Origin of the sequence: uncultured Ruminococcus sp. (assembly GCF_937915125.1) — a bacterium.
GTDB lineage: Bacteria > Bacillota > Clostridia > Oscillospirales > Ruminococcaceae > Ruminococcus_C.
The window spans coordinates 1-22,134 of the sequence record NZ_CALDMP010000065.1 but is presented as its reverse complement, the minus strand read 5'-3'; the positions used below and the strand labels follow the sequence as shown (position 1 = coordinate 22,134).

Genomic DNA, 22,134 nt, shown 5'->3' with positions numbered 1-22,134 from the left:
GCGCTCTTTGTGCGGTGTTGCCTTAAGAATGAGAAATGAGGAGGATGTGTATGGAGCAATATCATGTCACCGGCATGAGCTGTGCCGCTTGCAGTGCCCGGGTGGAAAAAGCCGTATCCAAAGTTCCCGGTGTCACCGCCTGCTCTGTCAGTCTCCTGACCAATTCCATGGGCGTAGAGGGAACAGCTTCTGCCGAGGATATTATCCACGCCGTGGAACAGGCTGGCTATGGCGCTTCGCCAAAGCAGGATTCCCGGTCAGCTTCTTCAGCGGACAGCGATCCCCTGGCTGACCACGAGACACCTGCCCTGAAACGAAGGCTCATTGCCTCGGTGGGATTTCTGGTGATTCTCATGTACTTCTCCATGGGGCATATGATGTGGGGCTGGCCGCTGCCGCCGTTCTTTACGGACAACCATGTTGCAATGGGACTGGTACAGCTTTTGCTGACGATCATCATTATGGTCATTAACCGGAAATTCTTCGTCAGCGGCTTTTCCAGCCTATTGCACCGGGCACCCAATATGGATACGCTGGTAGCACTGGGATCCGGTGCGGCTTTTGTCTATAGTACCTATGCCCTGTTTGCCATGACAGATGCGCAAGTCAAGGGAAATATGGATGCAGTTATGGCATATATGCATGAATTTTACTTCGAATCTGCCGCCATGATCCTGACACTGATCACCGTTGGAAAGATGCTGGAGGCACGTTCCAAGGGCAAGACCACAGATGCCCTGAAAGGTCTTATGCGCCTTTCCCCGAAAACGGCAGTGGTACTCCGTAATGGCAAGGAAGTCACCATTCCAGCGGAACAAGTACAGCGTGGAGATCAGTTTGTGGTACGTCCCGGCGAAAGCATTCCAGTGGACGGTGTGATTCTGGAGGGACAAAGCGCCATTAACGAATCGGCACTGACCGGGGAAAGTATCCCCGTGGACAAGGCACAGGGAGACACGGTCTCGGCGGCAACCATGAACCAATCCGGTTTCCTGCGGTGCGAAGCTACTCGTGTGGGCGAGGACACCACCCTATCCCAGATCATCCGCATGGTCAGTGATGCCGCCGCTACAAAGGCACCCATTGCCAAAGTTGCCGACAAGGTCTCTGGCGTATTCGTTCCAGCAGTCATTGCCGTTGCCATCGTCACCATTCTCGTATGGCTCCTTGTGGGACAAACCGTAGGATTTGCACTTGCACGTGGTATTTCTGTGCTGGTTATCAGCTGCCCCTGTGCACTGGGACTTGCCACACCTGTCGCAATTATGGTGGGCAGCGGTATAGGTGCCAAGAATGGCATCCTCTTTAAGACTGCCGTTTCTCTGGAAGAAGCCGGAAAGATACAGATCGTTGCACTGGATAAGACCGGTACCATTACCTGCGGCGAACCAAGGGTAACAGATATCCTGCCGGCTGACGGAACAACGGAAGAAGCGCTGATCTCTCTGGCATATGCACTGGAGCAAAAGAGTGAACATCCTCTGGCAAAGGCAATTTTAGAATACGCCCAATCCCGACAGATAACAGCAGAGGAAGTCACAGCGTTCCAGGCCTTGCCCGGAAATGGCTTGTCTGCAGTACTGGGGAAAAGTACCCTTTACGGTGGTAATCTGAAATTTATCCGTACCAAGGCAGCCATACCACCAGAACTGGAGCGACAGGCGGAACAGCTCAGTGAAGCCGGTAAAACGCCTTTGTTTTTCAGCAAGGACAATGTACTGATTGGCATCATTGCCGTGGCGGATGTCATCAAGGAAGAAAGTCCCGAAGCCATTCGTCAGCTGCAAAACATGGGGATCCAGGTGGTAATGCTCACCGGTGATAATGCGCGCACCGCAAGAGCAATCGGCAGACAGGCAGGCGTCAACGAAGTCATTGCCGGCGTCCTGCCCGACGGAAAAGAAGCCGTGATCCGTCAGCTGGCGCAGCAGGGAAAAGTTGCGATGGTCGGGGATGGTATCAACGATGCACCAGCACTGACACGTGCTGACATCGGCATTGCCATCGGCGCAGGCACAGATGTGGCAATGGATGCGGCGGACATTGTCCTGATGAAAAGTCGTCTTACCGATGTTCCGGCAGCAATCCGGCTGAGCCGGGCAACACTGCGCAATATTCACGAAAATCTGTTCTGGGCATTTATCTACAATGTCATTGGCATTCCCCTTGCCGCCGGAGTCTGGATTCCCCTTTTCGGGTGGAAACTGAATCCCATGTTCGGGGCAGCGGCAATGAGCTTGTCCAGCTTTTGCGTGGTATCCAACGCCCTGCGGCTGAATTTCTTCCAGCTGCACCGCACAGACCGGGACAAAAAAATCAAATCCGCAGTTCAGACACTGCAATTCACAAAACAGGAGGAAACGAAAATGGAACTGGTATTGCATATTCAGGGCATGATGTGCCCGCACTGTGAAGCAACTGTCAAAAAGACACTGGAAGCATTTCCGGAGGTCAGCGAGGCTGTGGTCAGCCACAAGGAGGGTACGGCTGTGGTAACGCTGCATACAGCAGTTGACGAAGCTGCACTGAAACAGGCAGTAACCGATCAGGGGTATGAGGTGCAATAAGCCCATCCCCGGAAAGAAAACAGGAAAGCGGTGCAATGACGATTCCATTGTACCGCTTTTGTGTTATGTTTTCAGTTTTGATTGGAAATTGCCTGCCGCAGCAGTGTCAGGTCGATGCCGTTGATTTTGCTATCTTCGTTCAGATCAGTACGCACGCACAATCCGTGATTTGCAAAATCAGTTTCACCAAGAAGATAACTCTGTAAAATCAATGCATCTTGCTCTGTAAGCTGCCCATCATAATTCAAATCACCTGGCAAATCTGGCTTTAGATTTAATTGAGCAAAAGATATCATTGTATCTCCATCCGGGTTAATTGCAGTCACATCAACAAAAAAACTTCCTTCTTCCAAATAACCAGACCAGGACAGTGCACCGTTTGTCTTTTCATTTACATAGACAATTTTTTTCTCCATTGGTATTCCTGTCGGAAGAGAACCAGGGATGATTACAGGATCAGGATACTCTATGCGATAAATGTTTATCTCATATTCCACTGCATTTTCAGATTCCGTCCAGGAAATTTCCACAGGTTTATCAGAAGTATCAGAATTTATTGTAATTTCTACTTTGGTAGGTCTTGCGTATTCTACATAAAACGTCATCTGATTGGACTTCGTCTCATACTCTCCCCTGACAGCAACCACCTGTGCCCAATAGTTCCCTGCATCCAGCTGCACTTCCCAGGAACGTTCTCCGCCTGTGCTCAGCGTGGATGCAGCTTCTTCCCCGGTATCGGAATTGTAAATGAACACCCGATAATCCTCTGCGCTGACCGATTGTGTCCACGACAGCCTTGTGGGCTCAGCATTTGTGCCGGGGTACACATTTGCCAGAAATGAAAGCGGATAGGGATTGTACTCGACCGTGAATTCCTGCCGAACAGAGGGAGACTTGTTATCACCGTTTTCCGCAGTCACCTGTGCCGCATATGTTCCCGCATCGAGTTGTATCTGATAAGCACGTATACCGTCGGTCTTGGTGTACGACACCACTTCCTCCTCTGTCTCCGTGTTCCAGATCTGCACCGTATAGCACACGGCATATTCCGACTCTGTCCAGGAGATCGCTGTTGCTTCATTGGATGAACCGACATCCACCGTTATCTCCGGGGCATCCGGCACGATGAGATTGGGATAATCCCCATACAGCGGACAGCCATAGCCCACAATTTTCTCTGAATCCAGGTCAAAACTGCGCTCCAGCACCAGATCAGAGACATTTCCCTCAATGGTATACAGGGTTTCATCCGATGTGCCAGTGACAATTCCCACATGAGTGAGATGCTTCACATCTCCCGTTTGGCTGAAATAGACGATATCCCCACGCCTTGGCACATAATCTCCGCCCTGGCTTTCGCTTTTCATCCAACGCTTGTTTTTGTTGAAGAATCCCATACCGCCGGTGACAGATTCCGTTTTCGGTATGATCGTTTCATCGATGCCTGCCTGATTGGCGCACCAGGAAACAAAGGTATGACACCAGGCGTAGTTGTAACTGTCGGCTACTGTACCATTCCAGAAGTTGTATTTCGCCTCGTTTTCCGGACTGTAGCCCAGTTGGGTCTCTGCAACGTGAATCAGATCTTCGATCTGGTCACCGGTGTTAATGTGGGTGTTTTCGTATGCTGCATTTACTGGCAGCTTTGCACATATGCAAAACGCCATGACGATGGATAGGAGCAGCGCAGTCCATTGGCATTTTCTTTTCTGAAGCATTGTTTTTCATCCTTTCTGTTGCATTTTTATGAAAGCATTATCCCCCGAAACGCTGATTCCATTTATATTGATATGATAACATATTCAGAAGCATATGTCAATGGACATAAAAAAACAAACGATTCTTTTGTGCATATCGCCAAAAGCTTTCACAGCAAAAACGGATGGAATTCCGAAAAAACCGAATTCCATCCGCTTCCTTGCAAATATACATGACTTATCCGATTATCACGTGTTAGTTTACGTGATGATCGATCACTTCACATTGTTCAGCACTTCGCCAAACTGCACATAGAGCTCCTGCGCCTGTTCTGCCGCATCAGCCTTTTCAAACAGCACGGCATTGCAGCCCTTCTGAAAGAGATCCAGAAAATCTGTATTTTCTGTATACGGACTGATCTGGGTCAGCTTCTGGCTGCAGGATTCCATTTTCTGTGACGCATCGTATTGAATTCCCGTCAGCAGATTTTCTTCGGCCAAACAAGCCCTTGCGGATTTGCTGAGCGGAATCCCCTTTTCAATTCCCTGCAATACTGCCATTTCCGAACTATTCAACAAATAATCCAGCAACAGTGCAGCTTCTTCCGGGTGCTCTGTATTTTTACTGATGGCATACATGGTTGCCGGCTTTGCGTACCATCCCACACCGCTTTCCTCTGCTGTCATGGCAGTATAATCTGCCACCACCATTTCATAGCCTGCCTCAATGGCACCGCCGCAATATGATGATGCATCACTCACCCATGCCACCACACCGGCATATGTTCCGTTTTCCAGATTGAGCCGTTCAAAATACTCTACCTGAGGGATCACCTTCTCGTTCACAAGACGGCAGTAGAATTCCAGCATCACCTGAATATCCTCCGGTGTAAAATTCAGCTTTCCGTCCTCTGTCAGAAAATGTTTCCCGGTGACCTGTTCTGCATATGCCATAATATAGAGCCATGCCGGCTTTGCGGAAAACCCCAGGGGATATACTTCGCCCTGCATCACTTCTGCTGCTTCAAAGAGATCATCCCATGTCTGGGGCACAGTCAGCCCATAGGACTCATAAATGGTTCGGTTGATATATACTGTTTCTGTATTGAGCGCAATGGGAATCGCGTTCAATTTTCCATTCTGCCTGCCATATTCCAGCATGTCATCTGTGAAATTAGAGAGATCCACAATATCCGAGAGGGTCTCAATGTCATAATAACCTTCTCCATCGGGAGAATACTTTTCCAGCCAGGCAAAGTTGATCTGCATGACATCTGCTTCTGTATCTGAAATCATCCGCACATTGCTCCGTGCTTCATAACCAGACCATTCGGAATAACTGCAATGCACTTTGATGTCCGGATGCAGCTTTTGAAATTGTTCCACCGCAGTGATCGTGTATTCATTTCGCACATCATTTCCCCACCAGGAAAGCGAAATCTCCACCTGTTCATGCTGATCCTTGATCACAGGTTCCTGGCTGCACCCTGTCAGGAACAGTATTCCTGCACAGCCAAGGGAGAGCAACTGTCTGCATCTCATGTTGCCGTCACCTCCTCGTCATGGGATTCCTCATAGATGGTATACGTATCCTTTCCCTTTCGCTTGGATACATAGAGTGCCCGGTCTGCACGTTTATACAGCTTTGCAAAGGTATCCCCATGTACCGGAAACAGTGCAGCACCTACGCTGGCAGATATTTTATACGCCCCGTCATCCCCGGTATAGTTGTGATGAAATGCTTCACAGAGCATCTCACATTTTTCGCATACATAACGCAAAAAGTCTCCTTCTGTTTGCGATGGATTGAGAAGAACACAGAATTCATCTCCGCCGATTCTGCCCAGAAAATCTTCCTTTCCAAAGACATTCCGCAGGATATTTCCAATCTCCGCCAGAACCTGGTCGCCATAGGCATGTCCCAGAGTATCGTTGACGCCTTTGAAATTGTCCACATCCAGCAAGATCAGCGCATGATTTTCCAGCGGCAGTGCCTGGTGCAGAGCATTTTCTGTATATTCCTCAAAAGAACGCTTATTTAGGATGCCAGTCAGCTGGTCAATGTGTGCCTTTGTATCCAGCGTTGTGACAATGTTGCTCACCGGGTCTGTCACCTTTATGGACAGGAGCGTCCCCATGACGATCGCCAGCAATGCCGCTGCAATGGCAGCCACATAAATGTACAAGCGCATTTCGTTTTTCTCATTCAGGATGATCTGCGTAGGAATAGAACAGATCACATACCAGCTGTCGCCGCAGCTGTTGACCGTCACCAGATATGCATCATCCATCACCGTGGCAGAGTTCCGGTTTTCCACTCTCTCATAGATCATTTCCGGCAGTTCCGTACCGGTTTCACCTTCTACCGAGGAATAGATGATCTTATGACTCTGTTCAGTCAGACGGATCTCCATATCTTTGAGCGTTTCCGGATTGTCGAATACATTTTCCAGTTCTGTTGCATAAAAGGAAATGACAAGCAGGGCATTTTCATGAACACGCTTCACATAATAGATCCGCTTGAAATTCTCATGATATCCTGTAAACCAACCGTCATTGGTACGTTTTCGTGTGATTTTCTCTTCCAGATCTGTATAAAGCCGATCACCGAACAGATCAATGGTACCGTTGGAAATTTTCCCTACAATATGGTTGTTTCTGTAGACAATACCATAGTCAACAAAGTTCTCCATAATGCAGAGACTATACAATTCGTCTGAAATGATTTTTTCTGTATTCAGCGCCTCATATTCATCCATTCCCTCTTCTGTGGCATCATAAGTATATGCTTCTTCCGATGCAAAAACAAGGGTGCCGATGGTCTCCATCCGGGTGAGATAACTATCCATATTCAATTTCATCTGTACATTCAATGAAGACGCCATTGTACTGACCTTATTTTTCAGTACTTCATCTGTTTTCTGCACAGCAAGCAGCGAAACAAACAGAATTGCTGCAACCACAATGGCAGCATATCCCAGAATCATAGACAATTTCAGCCGCTTGATATTTTCTGCATGATGCTCTTTTTTCTTTTCTTTTCCAGCCATGAACTACCTCCTCCTTCTTTAGGGCACGTCATTGCCCTGTCAATTATGCTCAAACAACCTTGCCGGCTTGGAATAGAGATAGCCCTGGGAATAGCGAATGTGGTTCCGTTCAATATAATTCTGGATCTCCTCATTTTCCACAAATTCCGCAACAATGGCTTTCTGGTGTTTGTGTGCCCAGCCGGAGATCATCTCCAGAAATTCCAGAGCATATGTATCCGTACAGATATTACGGATAATATCGCCGTCAATTTTGATGTAATCCGACTGTACCTTGAACAGATGCACAATATTCGAGAAACCGCTTCCAAAGTCATCTATGGCGACCTGACCGCCTGCCTGATGCACTTTTTCTGCAAATTCCGAAATCACCTGGTAATCCTCGATTTCCTCCGTCTCCGTCAATTCGAAGATATAATTTTCAGGATGGGGTGCAGAACGAAGATATTTCAGAATCGAATGAACGATCTTATAATTATACACATCACTAATATTCATGTTAATGGTAACACGAGCCTTTTTATCCCGGAAAATACGCATCACTTTATGGATCATCATATAGGAAATATCCGGATAATAGCCATATTCTCTGGCGATGTCCATAAACTGATACGGCGTATAGATATTACCGTCCGCATCCTCCAACCGCATCAGAGACTCGTACATGTTGATCTCCCCAGCCGCATTGTCCCGGATTCCCTGGAAAAATGGAATCACCCGGTTGTTGGTAATGGCGTCATTCAGGATCATGATCATTTTCATTTTCTGGACGTTCAGCTGTTCCAGCCCCAGATCCGGCGTATAGGTCATGAAACAGTTCTTCCGGCTGCGCATCCGTGCCAGGGTCAACTCTGCCTTTTTAATGGGATTTTCCTCGTGGAGCACCAGAGAGAACTCGCACACCGGCACATAAGTATGAAACTTGAATTCTGCCAGAAATGCCTGGAGTTCTACCATTTTTTCAGAAAACGCTGTATCCTCTATTTCATCTGACGCTGTCAGGATCAGAGAGGTTTCCTTGTACACATAGCATTCAAACTGTTCGCTGTTCAAAAACTCCATAATTGCCTTATGGTAGCGATTGAAATATGCCAGGAATTTCGAAGCACTTAAAAATGCTTTCAGCAGACCCTCATTCCGAATGGTAATCATGCAGATCTTGTCAAATTTCTGGAGATTATAATCAAACTGAAACTTTGTGATATTTCCCAGCCCTGTCTCATGATCCATGAACAGCCGATTTTTGATTTCCATTTGCTGGCGAGAGACATCCTCATCCTCTGCGCCGGCATTCCGCAGGAGATAATCAATAACAGTTTCCTGGTTGTTGACCAAATCCCCTGCGTGATCCTTCAGCGCCGCCATATCCAGCCGGATCCGGCTGTTGCTCTCCGAAAGTGCCACAATGGCAAAGGAATAGTTGCAGAAGCAGTTGACATTTTCATGGTTGCCGATCTCTCCGGCAACCAGTGCGCCGCACAGGTTTGTCTTGCGAAACGGCAACAGTTCCCACTTAGCGCAGTTGCGGAACATATCCTGACGAGACACACAGCTATAACCAAACAGCACCTCAGAGGGATACTGGTGAATTCGTTCACAGACCGCCTCACAGGTCTCAATGGTTTTTTGTACACTAGAGTAAGAGATCCGGATTTTATCCCCCACTCTCGCTTCACTGGGAACAAACATCACGGGTTCCGGTTCTTCCGGAAAAACACAGTTCGGCTGATTCGGCGAAGAATATGAAATTGCCCAGGGGAAATTGCCCCGGGATGTTTTTACCAGAGGGAACACAATGGGAATATCCATAGAACCGCTTCCGGCATTCAGATCGACACCCAGCATTCTCTGATACCAGTCCACAGCATTTTCTCCGTCAATGGCACGAATAATGGTGCCATCTGCATCCGTGATCGTGTGCTCGTTTCCCACCGGCTCTGTCACATAGATAATATCACCGTATACCGAAAGCTTCTCCGCATTGACAACAGCGTAGGCTATTGCCTGATTGGAAACCCCCGTTTCATTAAAGACAAAGCTTTTCAGTTCTTTCATATCATAAGCGCGGATCTCCGGTGTATTGGCAACGCCGCCGATCATTTTCAAATGTGGCGCAGTCTCGTTCATGCGGTCTACAAATTCATCAATTTTCAGAAAGCGTCCGGAACTGAACACAAGCATAAATTGTGAATCTTCAGATACCATTCCGTCTGACACCTGGTCCGCAAGTGCCGTACCGCTCATTTCATCTGCCAGCACTGTGAGCCGCGTCTGCACGGAAGCATGTTCAAATGCAGTAATGGAGATCATACAACAGTCCGTCATGATCTCTCCGCCATAGATAATGCCGGAAGTGCTGCTGCCAATGATCTTTGCATGAGGAAGCAGCGAACGGATCCGCCGTACAAATGGCTGGATCGTCACTGGGGTATGAACGCATGTATGAATGCGCACCAGATACTCCCGCTCTGGGGATAGCGTTTTTAATTCAATCAAATCTGTCAACTGTTCATCCGATTGATAGATAAAAGCAATATTTTTCATAGCATTACACCTGTCCCAGACCTGCATTCTTTCGTTGCTGTCATGTGTTCCCCGGCGTGTTCCGGATACGGTATTGCAGGTCTCATGTTCTCTATTGTTCTATTATATCACTTTTTATATGATTTGTCCAGTATTTTTTTATAAGTTGATACTTATTTGACAAAAAAGACGGAATCAGCAAAAAAAGACCGCCGCAAAAACAGTTTGCAGTAGTCTTTTTCAGGTGTATGATAATGGAAACAAACAATAATCAGGAGAACATGGGTGTAGAAAGATATCTTTCGCCTGTATCCGGCAGCAGAGCCACAATGGTCTTGCCCTTGTTCTCCGGACGCTTTGCCAGTTCCATGGCTGCCCAGACAGCAGCGCCGGAAGAAATGCCCACCAGGACGCCCTCCGTTCTGGCAATCTTTCTGCCTGTCTCAAAGGCATCTTCGTTCTCTACGGTAATTACCTCGTCATAAACATCGGTATCCAGCGTTTCCGGCACAAAACCTGCGCCGATACCCTGAATCTTATGGGGACCGGACACGCCCTCAGACAGCACCGGTGAACTCTTCGGCTCTACAGCTACAACTTTTACATTGGGATTCTGGGATTTCAGATACTTGCCCACACCTGTAACCGTACCGCCTGTGCCTACGCCGGCAACGAAAATATCTACTGTGCCTTCTGTATCTTCCCAGATCTCCACGCCAGTCGTCTTTTCGTGTACTGCCGGATTCGCCGGATTGGTGAACTGAGAGGGAATAAAGCTGTTGGGGATCTCCGCCGCCAGTTCCTTTGCCTTTGCAATGGCACCGCTCATGCCCTTTGCACCCTCTGTCAGCACCAGTTCTGCGCCGTATGCCTTCATCAGATTGCGGCGCTCCACGCTCATAGTCTCCGGCATTGCAATGATGAGCCGATAGCCTCTTGCCGCTGCAATCGCCGCCAGACCAATACCTGTATTGCCGCTGGTAGGCTCAATGATTACGCTGCCTGGTTTCAGCAGTCCCTTTGCCTCTGCATCATCGATCATTCCCTTTGCGATTCTGTCCTTGACGCTTCCTGCCGGATTGAAATATTCCAGCTTTCCATAGATTTTCGCAGGAATGGATTCTGCGGCTTCCAGATTTGCCAGTTCCAGCAGCGGTGTACCGCCGATCAGATCCGTGATTTTCTGATATACTTTCATAATGCAATACTCCTTTTCCGGTAATCGCTTACATCACCTATATGTTTGATATGAATTATAGCACAATTCACCGTATCTGTCAATAGGCAAGGGCACATTTTTCTGTTTTTATCCCTTTTGCACAATCCAGACAAGGTGAATCCATAAATATTGCACAAATGTAAAAAGTTACTTGCTGAAATATGCCTACTGCTCCTGGTTGCATTTTCCCACAGAATGTGATAAAATAAGACATGACATTTCACGATGACGAAAGGACTGGATTATTTGAACGCATCATTCAGAAAGGGGATGTTTCACGGCATCCCCATTGCACTGGGCTATCTCTCCGTCTCCTTCGGCTTTGGCATTCTTGCCGTCCGGTCGGGACTTTCTGTATGGGCAGCGGTTGCCATTTCCATGACCAATCTGACCTCTGCCGGACAAGCCGCCGGGGTAGGTATCATCGCCGCCGGCGGTTCCTATCTGGAAATGGCGTTGACACAGCTTGTTATCAATATCCGCTACGCCCTCATGGGGCTTTCTCTTTCCCAGAAGCTGGACAGCAAATTCCATCTTCCCCAGCGGCTTCTCACCGCATTTGGCATCACAGACGAAATCTTCGCCGTTGCATCCGCCCAGCCGGAAAAGCTCACGCCGTCATATCTCTACGGCATGATACTCGTTGCCTTTGCCGGGTGGACATCCGGGACACTGCTGGGTGCCGCAGCCGGACAGATCCTGCCAAAAGCCATTACCGATGCCATGGGCATTGTCCTCTACGGCATGTTTCTGGCAATCATCATTCCGCCGGCGAGAAAAAGCCGCAGTGTTCTGGCAGTGGTATGCATTGCCGCACTGTGCAGCATTCTGTTCCGGTATCTTTTCACCGCCGTTTCCGGCGGATTTGCCGTGATTCTCTGTGCAGTGATCGCTGCCGCTGTCGGTGCGCTGCTGTTTCCCGTACCGGATGAGGAGGCGCAGTCATGAGTATTGTCATTTATATTGCCGTCATGGCAGGCGTTACCTATCTGATACGCATGATTCCCATGACTGTTTTCCGTAAAAAAATCCGTTCCCGGTTTTTCCGCAGCTTTCTCTATTATATTCCCTATGCAGTGCTCAGCGCCATGACCATTCCCGCCATTTTTTACTCCACGGGAAACATGTTCACTGCGGCAGTGGGAACAGCCGTTGCCGTGATTCTAGCCTATTGGAATCTGCCCTTGATCGTGGTTGCCCTTGCTGCATCCGCAGCCGCCCTGCTCACGGAATTTTTTGCGTAGAACAAACATCTTTTGTGCCAGGCAGAAAAATCGAGAATACATTGCCATTTTCCAGGCAAGACAGATTCAGATAGCCTTTCTGCTTCACGGCAATTTCACGCGCCAGGTACAGCCCTACGCCAATTCCCTCTGTATTCCGGCTGTTCTGTCCCCGATAAAATCTGCTGAAGATTTTTGTCCGTTCTATTTCCGGGATGGGCAATGCCATGTCTGCAACTTCCACTGCGGAAAACATTCCCAGCCGACGAATGGTCACTGCGACCACGCTGCCGGGCGGCGAATATTTCACCGCATTGTCCAGCAGGTTAAAAATTGCCTCCGCCGTCCAGCTTTTGTCGTGGCAGACAAGAACCGATTCCTCTCCGGCATAGGTGATCTCCACGCCCTTGTCCCTCGCCTTAACAAATACATCCTTAATGGCTTTCAGCACTGTTTCATTCAGACTCTGTACCTCCGGGTGCAGATGGATCAGACCGCTTTCCAACCGGGACAGCTTGATCATACTCTCGGACAAAAAGATCAGCCGTTCCACGGACATCTGAATGATTTCCACATATTCCCTGCGTTTCTGTTCCGTGAGACTGTCGTCCGCCAGAAATTCCGAATACATTTTCAGATTTGCAATGGGTGTTTTCAGCTGATGGGAAATATCCGAAACCAACGCCTTGATGTTCTCCTGCTCCTGGAATGCATCGGCGTTTTTCTTTTTCAGGATCTTCACAAGCTTCATCACCTTGCTCTGGAGTTTCGACAAAATGCTGTCTTCATTTTCCGGAAACAGCTGCCGTTCCTCCAGAGTCACCAGGCTGTCGCACAGTTCCGACAGATCTGCTGCAATACTGACCATATATCGGTCATCCAACCGCCGCTGTACTTCTGTCAGAACAGAGCCAAGTCCAAGCATGACAGCCGCTGCCAAGGCTGCACCCATATTTTTTGTCAGCAAAGCCATCAGCATTGCCCCCGAAAGAGGCAGCAGAATCTCCGCCCCAATGACCCATTTCCGGTATTGCCGAAATTTTTCTGTATCCATCACGATTCTCCAAAGGTATAGCCGATCCCGAAAACTGTAATGATATACCGGGGATTTTTCGGGTCGGTCTCGATTTTCTGCCGCAGGCGCCGGATGTGGACGCTCAGAGTATTTTCATCAATGTAATTTTCGTTGCAGTCCCAGATGCGTTCCAGGATCACATTTCTTGTGAGCACCTGCCCCTTGTTGCGGACAAGTAGTTCCAGCAGCTTGAATTCTGTGGCAGACAGCTTTACAGGGCTGCCGTCTTTGTACAGCTGCATCCTGCTGAAATCTACAGTCAGGTCTCCATAGGAAACCGTTTCGTTTTCCACAGCAGACTGACTGCGCCGCAGCACTGCCAGAATCCGCTGGTACAGCAATTCCACCGAAAAGGGCTTCGCAATATAGTCGTCACAGCCCTGCCGAAACCCGGCGATCATGTTTTCCTCTGTGTCATTGGCAGTGAGAAAAATCACCGGTGTGTTTCCTTTTTGCCTTATCTCCCGGCACAGTTCCATACCATCCCCATCAGGCAGGTTGATGTCCAGCAGGACAAGGCTGTATCTGGACTGCAATGCGGTTTTAGCCTGGGCAGCAGAATAGGCACAGTCCGCCGTGAATCCTTTGCTTTCCAGATAGACTTTGATTCCGCCGCAGATGATCACATCATCTTCTACGATCAATATTTTCTGCATGACCTCACCTCTTACGCTCCATTATACCACAAAAACTGCGCACCGTAAAGTACGCAGTTTTTTTCGGTGTTATTATTCGCCGCTTCTCAGCCGTTCCGTCACGCTGTCCTTTGAGATCGTTCGATAAACTGCTGCCGGCACCACAATGCAGATCAGAAGAATTACCACTGCGATCCAAAGCATCAATGTCCATGGATAGTGGAATACAGCATAGTCTGCAACTCTCTGCGCCAGCTTCGCAACTGCATAAACGATCACATTTCCAACAGTAAGAATCAGAACGATGGTAATCAGTCCGTAATACACGCCCTCAAACATGAGCATTTTCCGCACCTGCTTCTTGGTCATGCCCACACTCTCCATCACTGCAAGCTCTTTTCGTCTCGTAAATACACCTGTGAGCATCACATTGATAAAGTTGATCACGCCAATGAGAATCAGCACAATGGAAATGCCGGCGGTGAGAATATGCATTGCCGTCATAGAGGACTGAAAATCCTCTATCATTTCCGATTTGATCTCTAAATACCGTGCAGCCGGATTGACTTTGGTCAGTTCCTTGATCCGGGCAGTCACATAACTTTCCGCTTTTGGGTCGCAGTCAATGATGATATCATCTACCGAAGGAGAATCTGTCAGCTGTTCCATTGCTGCATCACTGACCAGCACACAGGACGGTGCACCTGCCATCTGCCAGTAATATCCCACGTTAATGCCGTGATCATCCCCATTAGTGAGACAGCTGCCCACTTCCAGTGCAACCGATTTTCCGCTGTCGGGATCTGTGAGGGTAATGGTCTTGCCCTTCACCCATTCCGCCTGCTCCTGGGAATTCACATATCCCACAAGACAGATCTCACCCTTTTCAAACCGTTTGATGTCGATTTTTTGTTTTGCCTTCTGATTATACAGCTCCATCATTTCTGTGCTGACGCTGATCACCGGTGCAGAATAGGCATTTTCCTGATAATACTCGATCATGTACTGGATCTGCGCTTCATCTGCACCTTGATTTTCCAGAAACGGGCGGAACAATTCCTTGTCAAAGGTAATATCTGCATCCAACGAACGATTTACGCTGACATTCTTAATGCCGTCGATTACAGCGATTTCCTCTGCCATTTTCAGCGCTGCATCCACATTTTTCTGTATCTCATCTTCCGACAGTGTATCATCGCCGCAGTTCGTATAAATCGTATAGTCATTTGGCAGGTAGTAGTCCACATAGTTTTCCAGCTTCATACTTCCAATAAAGGCATTTGTGGAGAGAAACGCCATAGTTCCCATAAACAGGGAGGCAAACACCAAAACTGCACGCTTCTTTTCCCGGAACACATTGCGGTATGCCATTTTGTGTAGTTTTCCACCATCCGTGGATTTTTTCGGCTTGATTTTTTCTGCATTCTGCCCGTTGTACTTCAAAGCTTCTACAGGAGAGACCCGGCTCGCCAGCTTCGCCGGTTTCCGGCAGCTGACAGCAACAGTGAAAATACCGAACAAAATCGTTCCAATGTAAATAAAGGGATTGAAGCTGATATCCGTCGGCATAACGCCATTTGTGCCGAACAGCTTCATCGCATAGGGAACAGCGACAAAGGAAACCAGCGTTCCCAGCAGAATTCCCACAGGGATCCCCACCACAGACAGCCGGAACGCCTGTATCCGCACCATTTTCCGAATCTGCCTCGGCGATGTACCGATGGTTTTGAGCATACCGTAAAAGCGGATGTCCTTTGTCACCGAAATATACATGACATTGTAGATCAGCAGATAGCCGCTGAATACAATGATCAGTCCCACGATCGCCATGGAAACCACAGCCACCAGAACATTAGAACCGTTTTCGTCCTGTACATCATAGGTGGAGTCGATCATCTGTCCTTTTTCGAGCGTCACCTGCCTATCTAGTTCTTCCAGCAGTACACCCTGTGCACCCACCTTTGCCGACATGGAAAGAGTGCCGTTTTCTTCTTCCGTAAGTCCCAGACTGTCGGCATATGCCTTGGAAACAAAGCCTTGAAATCCTCCGGCGGTAAAACAGTAATCCGTGAACCATCCGCAAAGCTGGAAAGTCTGCGGTTCTCCGTCCACAGTGACAGTGATGTCCATCTGGCTTTTCGGCTGAGAAATGCCCAGCGCATCCAGCGCCGCCCTGGACAGCATGATCTCCATTTTGTTCGTGGGATAATTCCCGGCCACATCAGTGACAGCCGGAAGGAGGTTTTCTTCCCATTCGGTCTGATCATAATACCGCAGAGCAATTCCCGTTTCCGGATTTCCGGGTTTCTGTGCAATGCCGGCGTCGATCCGAAGCCCGGCAGCGTTCAGGTGTTCACATTGCTTCGCCTGTGCGATCTGCGCTTCTGTGGGAGCATCCAGAAACACCGCAGCCTTTGTTCCCTGCTCCCGGAGCATCATGGTATTGAGATTTTTGCCCAGACTGAACCCGATGCTGAACACCGTGGTAAACATGAAAGTTGTCAGAATAATCGCCAGCACAGCAAACAGATTCCGCATCCGGTTCTGCTGCATGGAACGGGCTGCAATGCGTTTCACTGCACCTTGATTGTTATTTTTCAGCATGGCTCACACCACCTTGCCGTCTTCAATGCGGATCATCCGATTTGCCATCAGTGCGATTTCTTCATTGTGGGTGATCATGACAATGGTCTGGCTGAATTCCCGGCTGGTGACTTTCAGCAGAGAGATCACGTCCATGCCTGTTTTGCTGTCCAGGTTTCCGGTGGGCTCGTCTGCCAGAATCAGAGCAGGCTTCGCAGACAGTGCCCGGGCAATGGCAACACGCTGCTGCTGTCCCCCGGAAAGCTGGTTGGGCATGGCTTTCAGTTTCTTCTCCAGTCCCAGCGTTTCCACAATGGTATGGACATAGTCTTTGTCCACCTCTGCCCCGTCCAGTTCAATGGGCAGAACGATATTTTCATACACATTCAACACCGGCACCAGATTGTAATTCTGGAACACAAAACCGATATTCCGGCGGCGGAAGATGGTCAGTTCCTCGTCATTCATCCGGGAAAGCTGTTTCCCCGAAACCATAACTTCCCCGGAAGTGGGTCTGTCCAGCCCGCCCAGCATATTCAGCAGCGTAGACTTGCCGCTGCCCGAAGTACCAATGATGGAGACAAATTCTCCGTCCTCTATGGCAATGGAAACATGATCCAGTGCTTTGACCATATTCTCGCCTGTCCCATAGTATTTGCACAGATCCTGTGATGTCACGATATTCATTGCAGTCACTCCTTTTGAATTGATGCTTCTATTATAGAACAATTTTCTTACAATCTGGTGACAGATTTTCTAAAAGCTTTTCTGTATGATTTTTATACGATATTACTGAAAAATCATCTCATGGTTCACATCTCCACGATAGCCCACCAGTGCCAGCTCTGCATTTGCCTGCAAACTGAAACACATACAAGATACCGCCGCAATCAATGCCCCGGCGAACGCACCAGCCATTTTCTTTCTGTTTTTCATCCTTCCATTTCTCCAGTTCCCTGGAAAATTGATGTTTCTATTATAACATATTTTCTGTAGATGTGTGTAAAAGCATTCCTCAATTTTTAATTTACCATCCACATAAAAAAGTGCGGATGTCACAAAAAGCTGTTACAAATGGTTATGATAACCGGACGTCCGAATGACACAAATCATCTGTATACCGCAAGTTCCTGTCATTTCACAAAATTCTTTGAATGTTATGTCACAAATTTATCTGCAAATCTGTTATAATAGACAGGACGTCCGAGAAAAGAGGTGAGCATATGACAACACCAGAAGAACAAGAGAAACTCGACCAGCTTTACCAGATCTACGAACAGCCCATGTACCGCATTGCCTATGCCATCCTGCATCACACACAGCAGGCAGAGGACGCTGTATCAGACGCTTTTCTGCGTATCATACAGAACCTGCGCAAGATTGGTGACGTGGACAGTGAACAGACAAAACGCTACATCATTCGTATCATACGCAGCACTGCCATCAACCAATACCGCAGGAATCAGAAGGAATCCGCACGATGGACAGCATGGGATGACAAGATCATGCAGATTCCGGACAAGAGTGATGACATCGAACAGCTCCTGGCAAATGTGGTACAGGAAGAAGCCATTGCAGCACTCCTGGAGCCTTTGGGAGAAACAGATCGGCACATCGTTCTGATGCGCTGTCAGGAGGAGTTATCCTTCCGGGAAATCGCATCCCAATTGTCCATACAGGAGGCAGCTGCCCGAAAACGATTCGAACGAGCCAAGAAAACCATCCGAAAACAAAAGGGGGACATGTATTATGAAACACAACTCTTTTCCCTATAACGACAAAGAATGGGAACAGATCGTGGAGGATGCTTTCGCACCGGAAGCAGAGCCCCATGTCTTTTCCAGACAGTATCAGCAGAAAAAAAGCCAGATGCACACCCAGATGGAGGTCACAAAGATGAAAAAGCACAATTTCCGTATGAAAAAGCCCATTACCGCAGCTGTTGCCATTGCCGCTGCTGTGGTACTCGTTCCATCCACTGCCTTTGCCATCAGCCATTTCAGCGCATATTTCCAGAAAACAGGCGCTTATCAGCAGAATGTGGTCATCGAAAACGGCAGTGAAACAAGCACACCCACGCAGCCCATGGCGCTGTCTGTGGGCTGGATGCCTGAGGGCATGGAGTATGTGGAACAAGATGGCAAGTACGGGGACGCACAGGGTCGGGGCGTTACCATGCTATACTGGAAGATGAGCAGTGAAAGTGAAGCCCTCACCCATCAGATCTCCTACACCATTTCCCAGGAGACCTATACCTGTGGTGAAAATACTGTCCTCTGCGCCAAGCGTGACACCACCGGCAAAAGCGGCACGGTGTTCGACCGTGAGATCTGGGTGGCTTTCCCGGATTCGCCCTATGCCGTTGAAATGTACGTCACTTCAGATATCACAGAAGACGAAGTAAAGCAAATCGCCGCTCAGCTAACCCTGACGCCGGCAGACACAGAAACTGCCACAATATGGAGAGAGGAAACCGAGAAACAAGAAGCCGGCAATATCGAAGACGACACTCTTGACACGGAACAGCTCCAGATTTTCCATATCGGAGATACCATTACAAACAGCGATTTTTATGAAACAGAAAGTGCCGTTTCTGTCTCTGTGGACAGCGTCAGCATACAGGACACCTTCGACGGCATCACCACAGACGGCTGCGGCAATCCAGCAAACTATGCGGATTACACCAAAGCTGACGGCACTGTGGCTGACAGTGTCCGCAAATGGTATACCATGGGTGACGGTGTCAATACTCTGGATGAACAGACACAGGAGGAAACCGTTCCCCAGAAGGTTCTGGTAATGCACCTGACCTATACCAACATCGGCTCTGAAACAGTAGAGGAATGCGTGTGCCCGTCTCTCTTCTGGATCGAAAACGGAAAGGTTCTCTATGACTGGGACGCTGCCGGCACATACTCCATCGACAGCAACCTCGAACTGAAATATGACAACATGGCATTCAGCTTCTCCACCGATCACAGCTTTCATAAGAACAATCTGACAGATCTTGCGCCAGGCGAATCCGCCGAGGTCACCCTTGCTTTCCTGGTAGATGCATACAAAATGGACAATCTGTATTTGAATATACTGAATATCGGCTCCCCGGCAATTGCACTGAGTGATTTGCAGTAAATTCTTTTTGCCAGCTTCTGCGGAATTCCCTTGATATATAACAAACCGGACGTATCACAACTGTGGTGCGTCCGGTTTCTGATATTGTATACTTGCAATCAAAAAAAAGTGCTCACTTTATATGAGTCAGGGTCATTCCTGATTTTGAATCAGTTGCAACAATTCCCGTTCCGAGCGTTTCCCAAAACCAATGACCTTTCCCTGACATAAAATGCACGGTACGCTGAGGATACCATGCTGTTTCCGGAATTTTTCATGCCACTGGAGCACATAAATATCCGTCTGCACTCGTGGATTCAGCAGAGCAAGCCGGCTTGCGGCAATGACCGTATCCGGACACATGGTACAGGACAATGTCACTGCAATTTCCAGATGCAATGCCGGAAGCGCAGCAATTGCCGCCTGTGTCTCCCCATCCAATGGCAGCCCTTTGCCAGCACAATTGTAGATCATCATGGCAAAGGACTGAATCTCATGACCGCCCGGAATGCCATGGAAAAACAGTCCATAAGAAGTTCCATCCCCTTGACAAAATTCTAGTACAGGACATGGATTCTCTTGTCCTTTTGGCAGAGAAACTGTTTCCCATTGCAAAAAATCGGACAGGTCACAGACTTCACGGACAAAACGAAATGCCTTTTGAGAAAGTGCACTGCTGCTCATATGCAACCGGATACGCAAGGGCTTTTTCAGCGCACGAAACAATTGCTTCAGCTGCGCCTTTGTCTCAGTGGGTAAAAAGTCCGAAGAATCTGTCTTTTTCCCGGGAACTGGATGATCTTTCGCATTGATTTTCTTTTGCGGCATAGGAAATGCTGGAATATGATACATTTCATGTCGTGCAGTGAGCACATGTTCCAGTGCATTCGCCGCAACTGCACCATCTGAAACCGCTGTGACGATCTGCCGCAGGCTTTTCTCACAGACATCACCTGCACCATAAACGCCGTCACAGCTGGTTTTCTGATGGATATCCGTTTTCAGATATCCACCCTCTGACAATTCCAATTGTTCCCGGAAGAGCGATGTTTCCGGCATATACCCGATAAACACAAATACACCAAAAGAATTCCCATCCGCCGGCATATACTCCACTGTCTCACCAGTGGCACGATCACGTAGCAGTGCAGAGCGTAACATCTGGTCACCCTGCACAGCCACCAGTTCCGTCTGAAACCGCACTTCAATTCCCGGATGGGCAAGCACCTGTTCCGCAAGGGATTTTGCACAGGAAAACACATCCCGGCGAATGCACATAATCACCTTTCTAGCATATTTGGCAAGAAATAACGCCTCCTGTGCCGCCGCATAGCCGCCGCCAATGACAAAAACATCCATGTCCTGGAACAATGCGCCATCGCATGTGGCACAATAGGAAACGCCACGTCCCCGAAATTCCGCTTCGCCCTGGAAGCCAGCCATTCGCGGTGCAGCTCCAGTTGCCAAAATAAGACCCAGAGAATGAAATATCCCCTGGTTAGACACAATTTCCTTGAAAAGTCCACCGCACGACAACCGGGTTACATGCGCTGTCCGGATTTCTGCGCCGAATTGTATCGCCTGCTGCCGCATATTCTGCATAAGCTGTGAACCGCTGGTTTCTAAAATGCCCGGATAATTTTCTACATCCGAAGTAATGGCAATCTGTCCGCCGATCTGTTCCTTTTCCAGCACAAGAGTCCGGTACTTGGCACGTGTCAGGTATATTGCCGCCGTAAGTCCGGCAGGACCGCCGCCCACAATAATGACATCATACAAATGTTCCACTTTTCCATGCCTCCTTCCAGAATACCATTAGAATTCCAAAAAATGCAGGTTTTATGCAATAATCATTCGACAGAATCAACAGATTTGTCCACTCCAGAGAAATATCCGATTACATCTTTTCGAGTAATGATCCCCACAAAGACGCCCCGATCATCCACGACAGGAACAAAATTTTGTTCCATGACCCTTTGCAACAGATCATCCATAGTCGCATAAATATTCACCGGCGGATTAAACGATGGACGCAGCAAATCTGCAACAAAGTCATGCTCTGTGGTGCGAATGTCACAGGACAAAGATGCCTCCTGAATATTACGCCCCAGAATATGCCACAAAAAATCCCCTTCTGTAATGGTACCATGGTATATGCCCTCATGGTCGATCACCGGAATTGCTGTGTATTTGTGATAATGCATCTTTTCCAATCCCTGCCGAATGGAATCATCTGTATATAAAAAAGCAGTATTACATTTTGGCTTTATTAAAAAAACAATATTCATTGGATATCCTTCCTTTTTAAATCTTTGATGCTTAACATTATAGCATAATTCCCTACGCATTGCAAGCCCCAGAATAAAAAAAGATCTCCCCATACCGGAGAGATCTCAAAAAACAAAAGGCGCAATCCAAAAGATTGCGCCCAGTAGAAAGAGCCGGCATTGA

General features: G+C 48.2%; 17 protein-coding genes. 5 read left to right on the top strand and 12 right to left on the bottom strand.

All coding sequences use genetic code 11. The features are described from left to right. The first annotated feature begins 50 nt into the window (after nucleotides 1–50). A complete protein-coding gene (locus Q0418_RS06615) occupies nucleotides 51–2,567 on the top strand; it encodes a heavy metal translocating P-type ATPase (protein ID WP_298483359.1) in 2,517 nt (838 codons plus the stop codon). Between the two features lie 71 nt (nucleotides 2,568–2,638). On the opposite strand, the gene Q0418_RS06610 is transcribed toward Q0418_RS06615, so the two are convergent. From Q0418_RS06610 to cysK, 5 genes are all read right to left on the bottom strand, one after another. Continuing rightward, a complete protein-coding gene (locus tag Q0418_RS06610; RefSeq protein ID WP_298483358.1) occupies nucleotides 2,639–4,285 on the bottom strand; it encodes a CHAP domain-containing protein in 1,647 nt (548 codons plus the stop codon). A 255-nt stretch (nucleotides 4,286–4,540) separates the two neighbouring features. Further along, nucleotides 4,541–5,806 carry an ABC transporter substrate-binding protein gene (locus Q0418_RS06605; protein ID WP_298483357.1) on the bottom strand — a complete coding sequence of 422 codons (1,266 nt, stop codon included), beginning with the start codon at nucleotides 5,804–5,806 and terminating at the stop codon, nucleotides 4,541–4,543. Further along, a complete protein-coding gene (locus tag Q0418_RS06600; RefSeq protein WP_298483356.1) occupies nucleotides 5,803–7,314 on the bottom strand; it encodes a GGDEF domain-containing protein in 1,512 nt (503 codons plus the stop codon). Before Q0418_RS06600 ends, Q0418_RS06605 begins: the two co-directional genes overlap by 4 nt. A 39-nt stretch (nucleotides 7,315–7,353) precedes the next feature. Continuing rightward, a complete protein-coding gene (locus Q0418_RS06595) occupies nucleotides 7,354–9,858 on the bottom strand; it encodes an EAL domain-containing protein (protein ID WP_298483355.1) in 2,505 nt (834 codons plus the stop codon). Nucleotides 9,859–10,108: 250 nt separating this feature from the next. Next, a complete protein-coding gene (gene cysK / locus Q0418_RS06590; protein ID WP_298483354.1) occupies nucleotides 10,109–11,035 on the bottom strand; it encodes a cysteine synthase A in 927 nt (308 codons plus the stop codon). 267 nt (nucleotides 11,036–11,302) lie between these two features. On the opposite strand from cysK, the gene Q0418_RS06585 reads away from it, so the two are divergent. Together Q0418_RS06585 and Q0418_RS06580 are read left to right on the top strand one after the other, a co-directional pair. Then, on the top strand, nucleotides 11,303–12,004 hold the full coding sequence (locus tag Q0418_RS06585; RefSeq protein ID WP_298483353.1) for an AzlC family ABC transporter permease: 702 nt from the start codon (nucleotides 11,303–11,305) through the stop codon (nucleotides 12,002–12,004). After that, entirely contained in the window at nucleotides 12,001–12,300 is a 300-nt protein-coding gene (locus tag Q0418_RS06580; protein WP_298483352.1) for an AzlD domain-containing protein, read from the top strand. The genes Q0418_RS06585 and Q0418_RS06580 overlap by 4 nt, the downstream gene beginning before the upstream one ends. On the opposite strand, the gene Q0418_RS06575 is transcribed toward Q0418_RS06580, so the two are convergent. From Q0418_RS06575 to Q0418_RS06555, 5 genes are all read right to left on the bottom strand, one after another. After that, nucleotides 12,281–13,333 (bottom strand): sensor histidine kinase KdpD, encoded by a 1,053-nt coding sequence (locus tag Q0418_RS06575; RefSeq protein ID WP_298483351.1) that lies wholly within the window; start codon nucleotides 13,331–13,333, stop codon nucleotides 12,281–12,283. The genes Q0418_RS06580 and Q0418_RS06575 overlap by 20 nt on opposite strands. Next, entirely contained in the window at nucleotides 13,333–14,010 is a 678-nt protein-coding gene (locus Q0418_RS06570) for a response regulator transcription factor (RefSeq protein WP_298483350.1), read from the bottom strand. Before Q0418_RS06570 ends, Q0418_RS06575 begins: the two co-directional genes overlap by 1 nt. Before the next feature lie 72 nt (nucleotides 14,011–14,082). Beyond that, the gene (locus tag Q0418_RS06565; RefSeq protein ID WP_298483349.1) at nucleotides 14,083–16,593 is read right to left on the bottom strand and encodes an ABC transporter permease; all 2,511 of its coding nucleotides are present in this window, start codon (nucleotides 16,591–16,593) and stop codon (nucleotides 14,083–14,085) included. Between the two features lie 3 nt (nucleotides 16,594–16,596). Then, a complete protein-coding gene (locus tag Q0418_RS06560) occupies nucleotides 16,597–17,259 on the bottom strand; it encodes an ABC transporter ATP-binding protein (RefSeq protein ID WP_298483348.1) in 663 nt (220 codons plus the stop codon). A gap of 102 nt (nucleotides 17,260–17,361) precedes the next feature. Next, nucleotides 17,362–17,508: a hypothetical protein gene (locus Q0418_RS06555; RefSeq protein ID WP_298483347.1), complete on the bottom strand. Its 147-nt coding sequence runs from the start codon at nucleotides 17,506–17,508 to the stop codon at nucleotides 17,362–17,364. A 287-nt stretch (nucleotides 17,509–17,795) separates the two neighbouring features. On the opposite strand from Q0418_RS06555, the gene Q0418_RS06550 reads away from it, so the two are divergent. Together Q0418_RS06550 and Q0418_RS06545 are read left to right on the top strand one after the other, a co-directional pair. Further along, entirely contained in the window at nucleotides 17,796–18,347 is a 552-nt protein-coding gene (locus Q0418_RS06550; protein WP_298483346.1) for a sigma-70 family RNA polymerase sigma factor, read from the top strand. After that, nucleotides 18,322–19,704, top strand: coding sequence for a hypothetical protein (locus Q0418_RS06545; protein WP_298483345.1), 1,383 nt, complete (start codon nucleotides 18,322–18,324; stop codon nucleotides 19,702–19,704). The genes Q0418_RS06550 and Q0418_RS06545 overlap by 26 nt, the downstream gene beginning before the upstream one ends. 132 nt (nucleotides 19,705–19,836) lie before the next feature. Here Q0418_RS06545 and Q0418_RS06540 read toward each other — a convergent pair whose 3' ends face one another. Next, complete coding sequence (locus tag Q0418_RS06540) at nucleotides 19,837–21,471, bottom strand: FAD-dependent oxidoreductase (protein WP_298483344.1); 1,635 nt, start codon at nucleotides 21,469–21,471, stop codon at nucleotides 19,837–19,839. A 62-nt stretch (nucleotides 21,472–21,533) separates the two neighbouring features. Continuing rightward, on the bottom strand, nucleotides 21,534–21,971 hold the full coding sequence (locus Q0418_RS06535) for a CBS domain-containing protein (protein ID WP_298483343.1): 438 nt from the start codon (nucleotides 21,969–21,971) through the stop codon (nucleotides 21,534–21,536). Nucleotides 21,972–22,134: the final 163 nt, after the last annotated feature.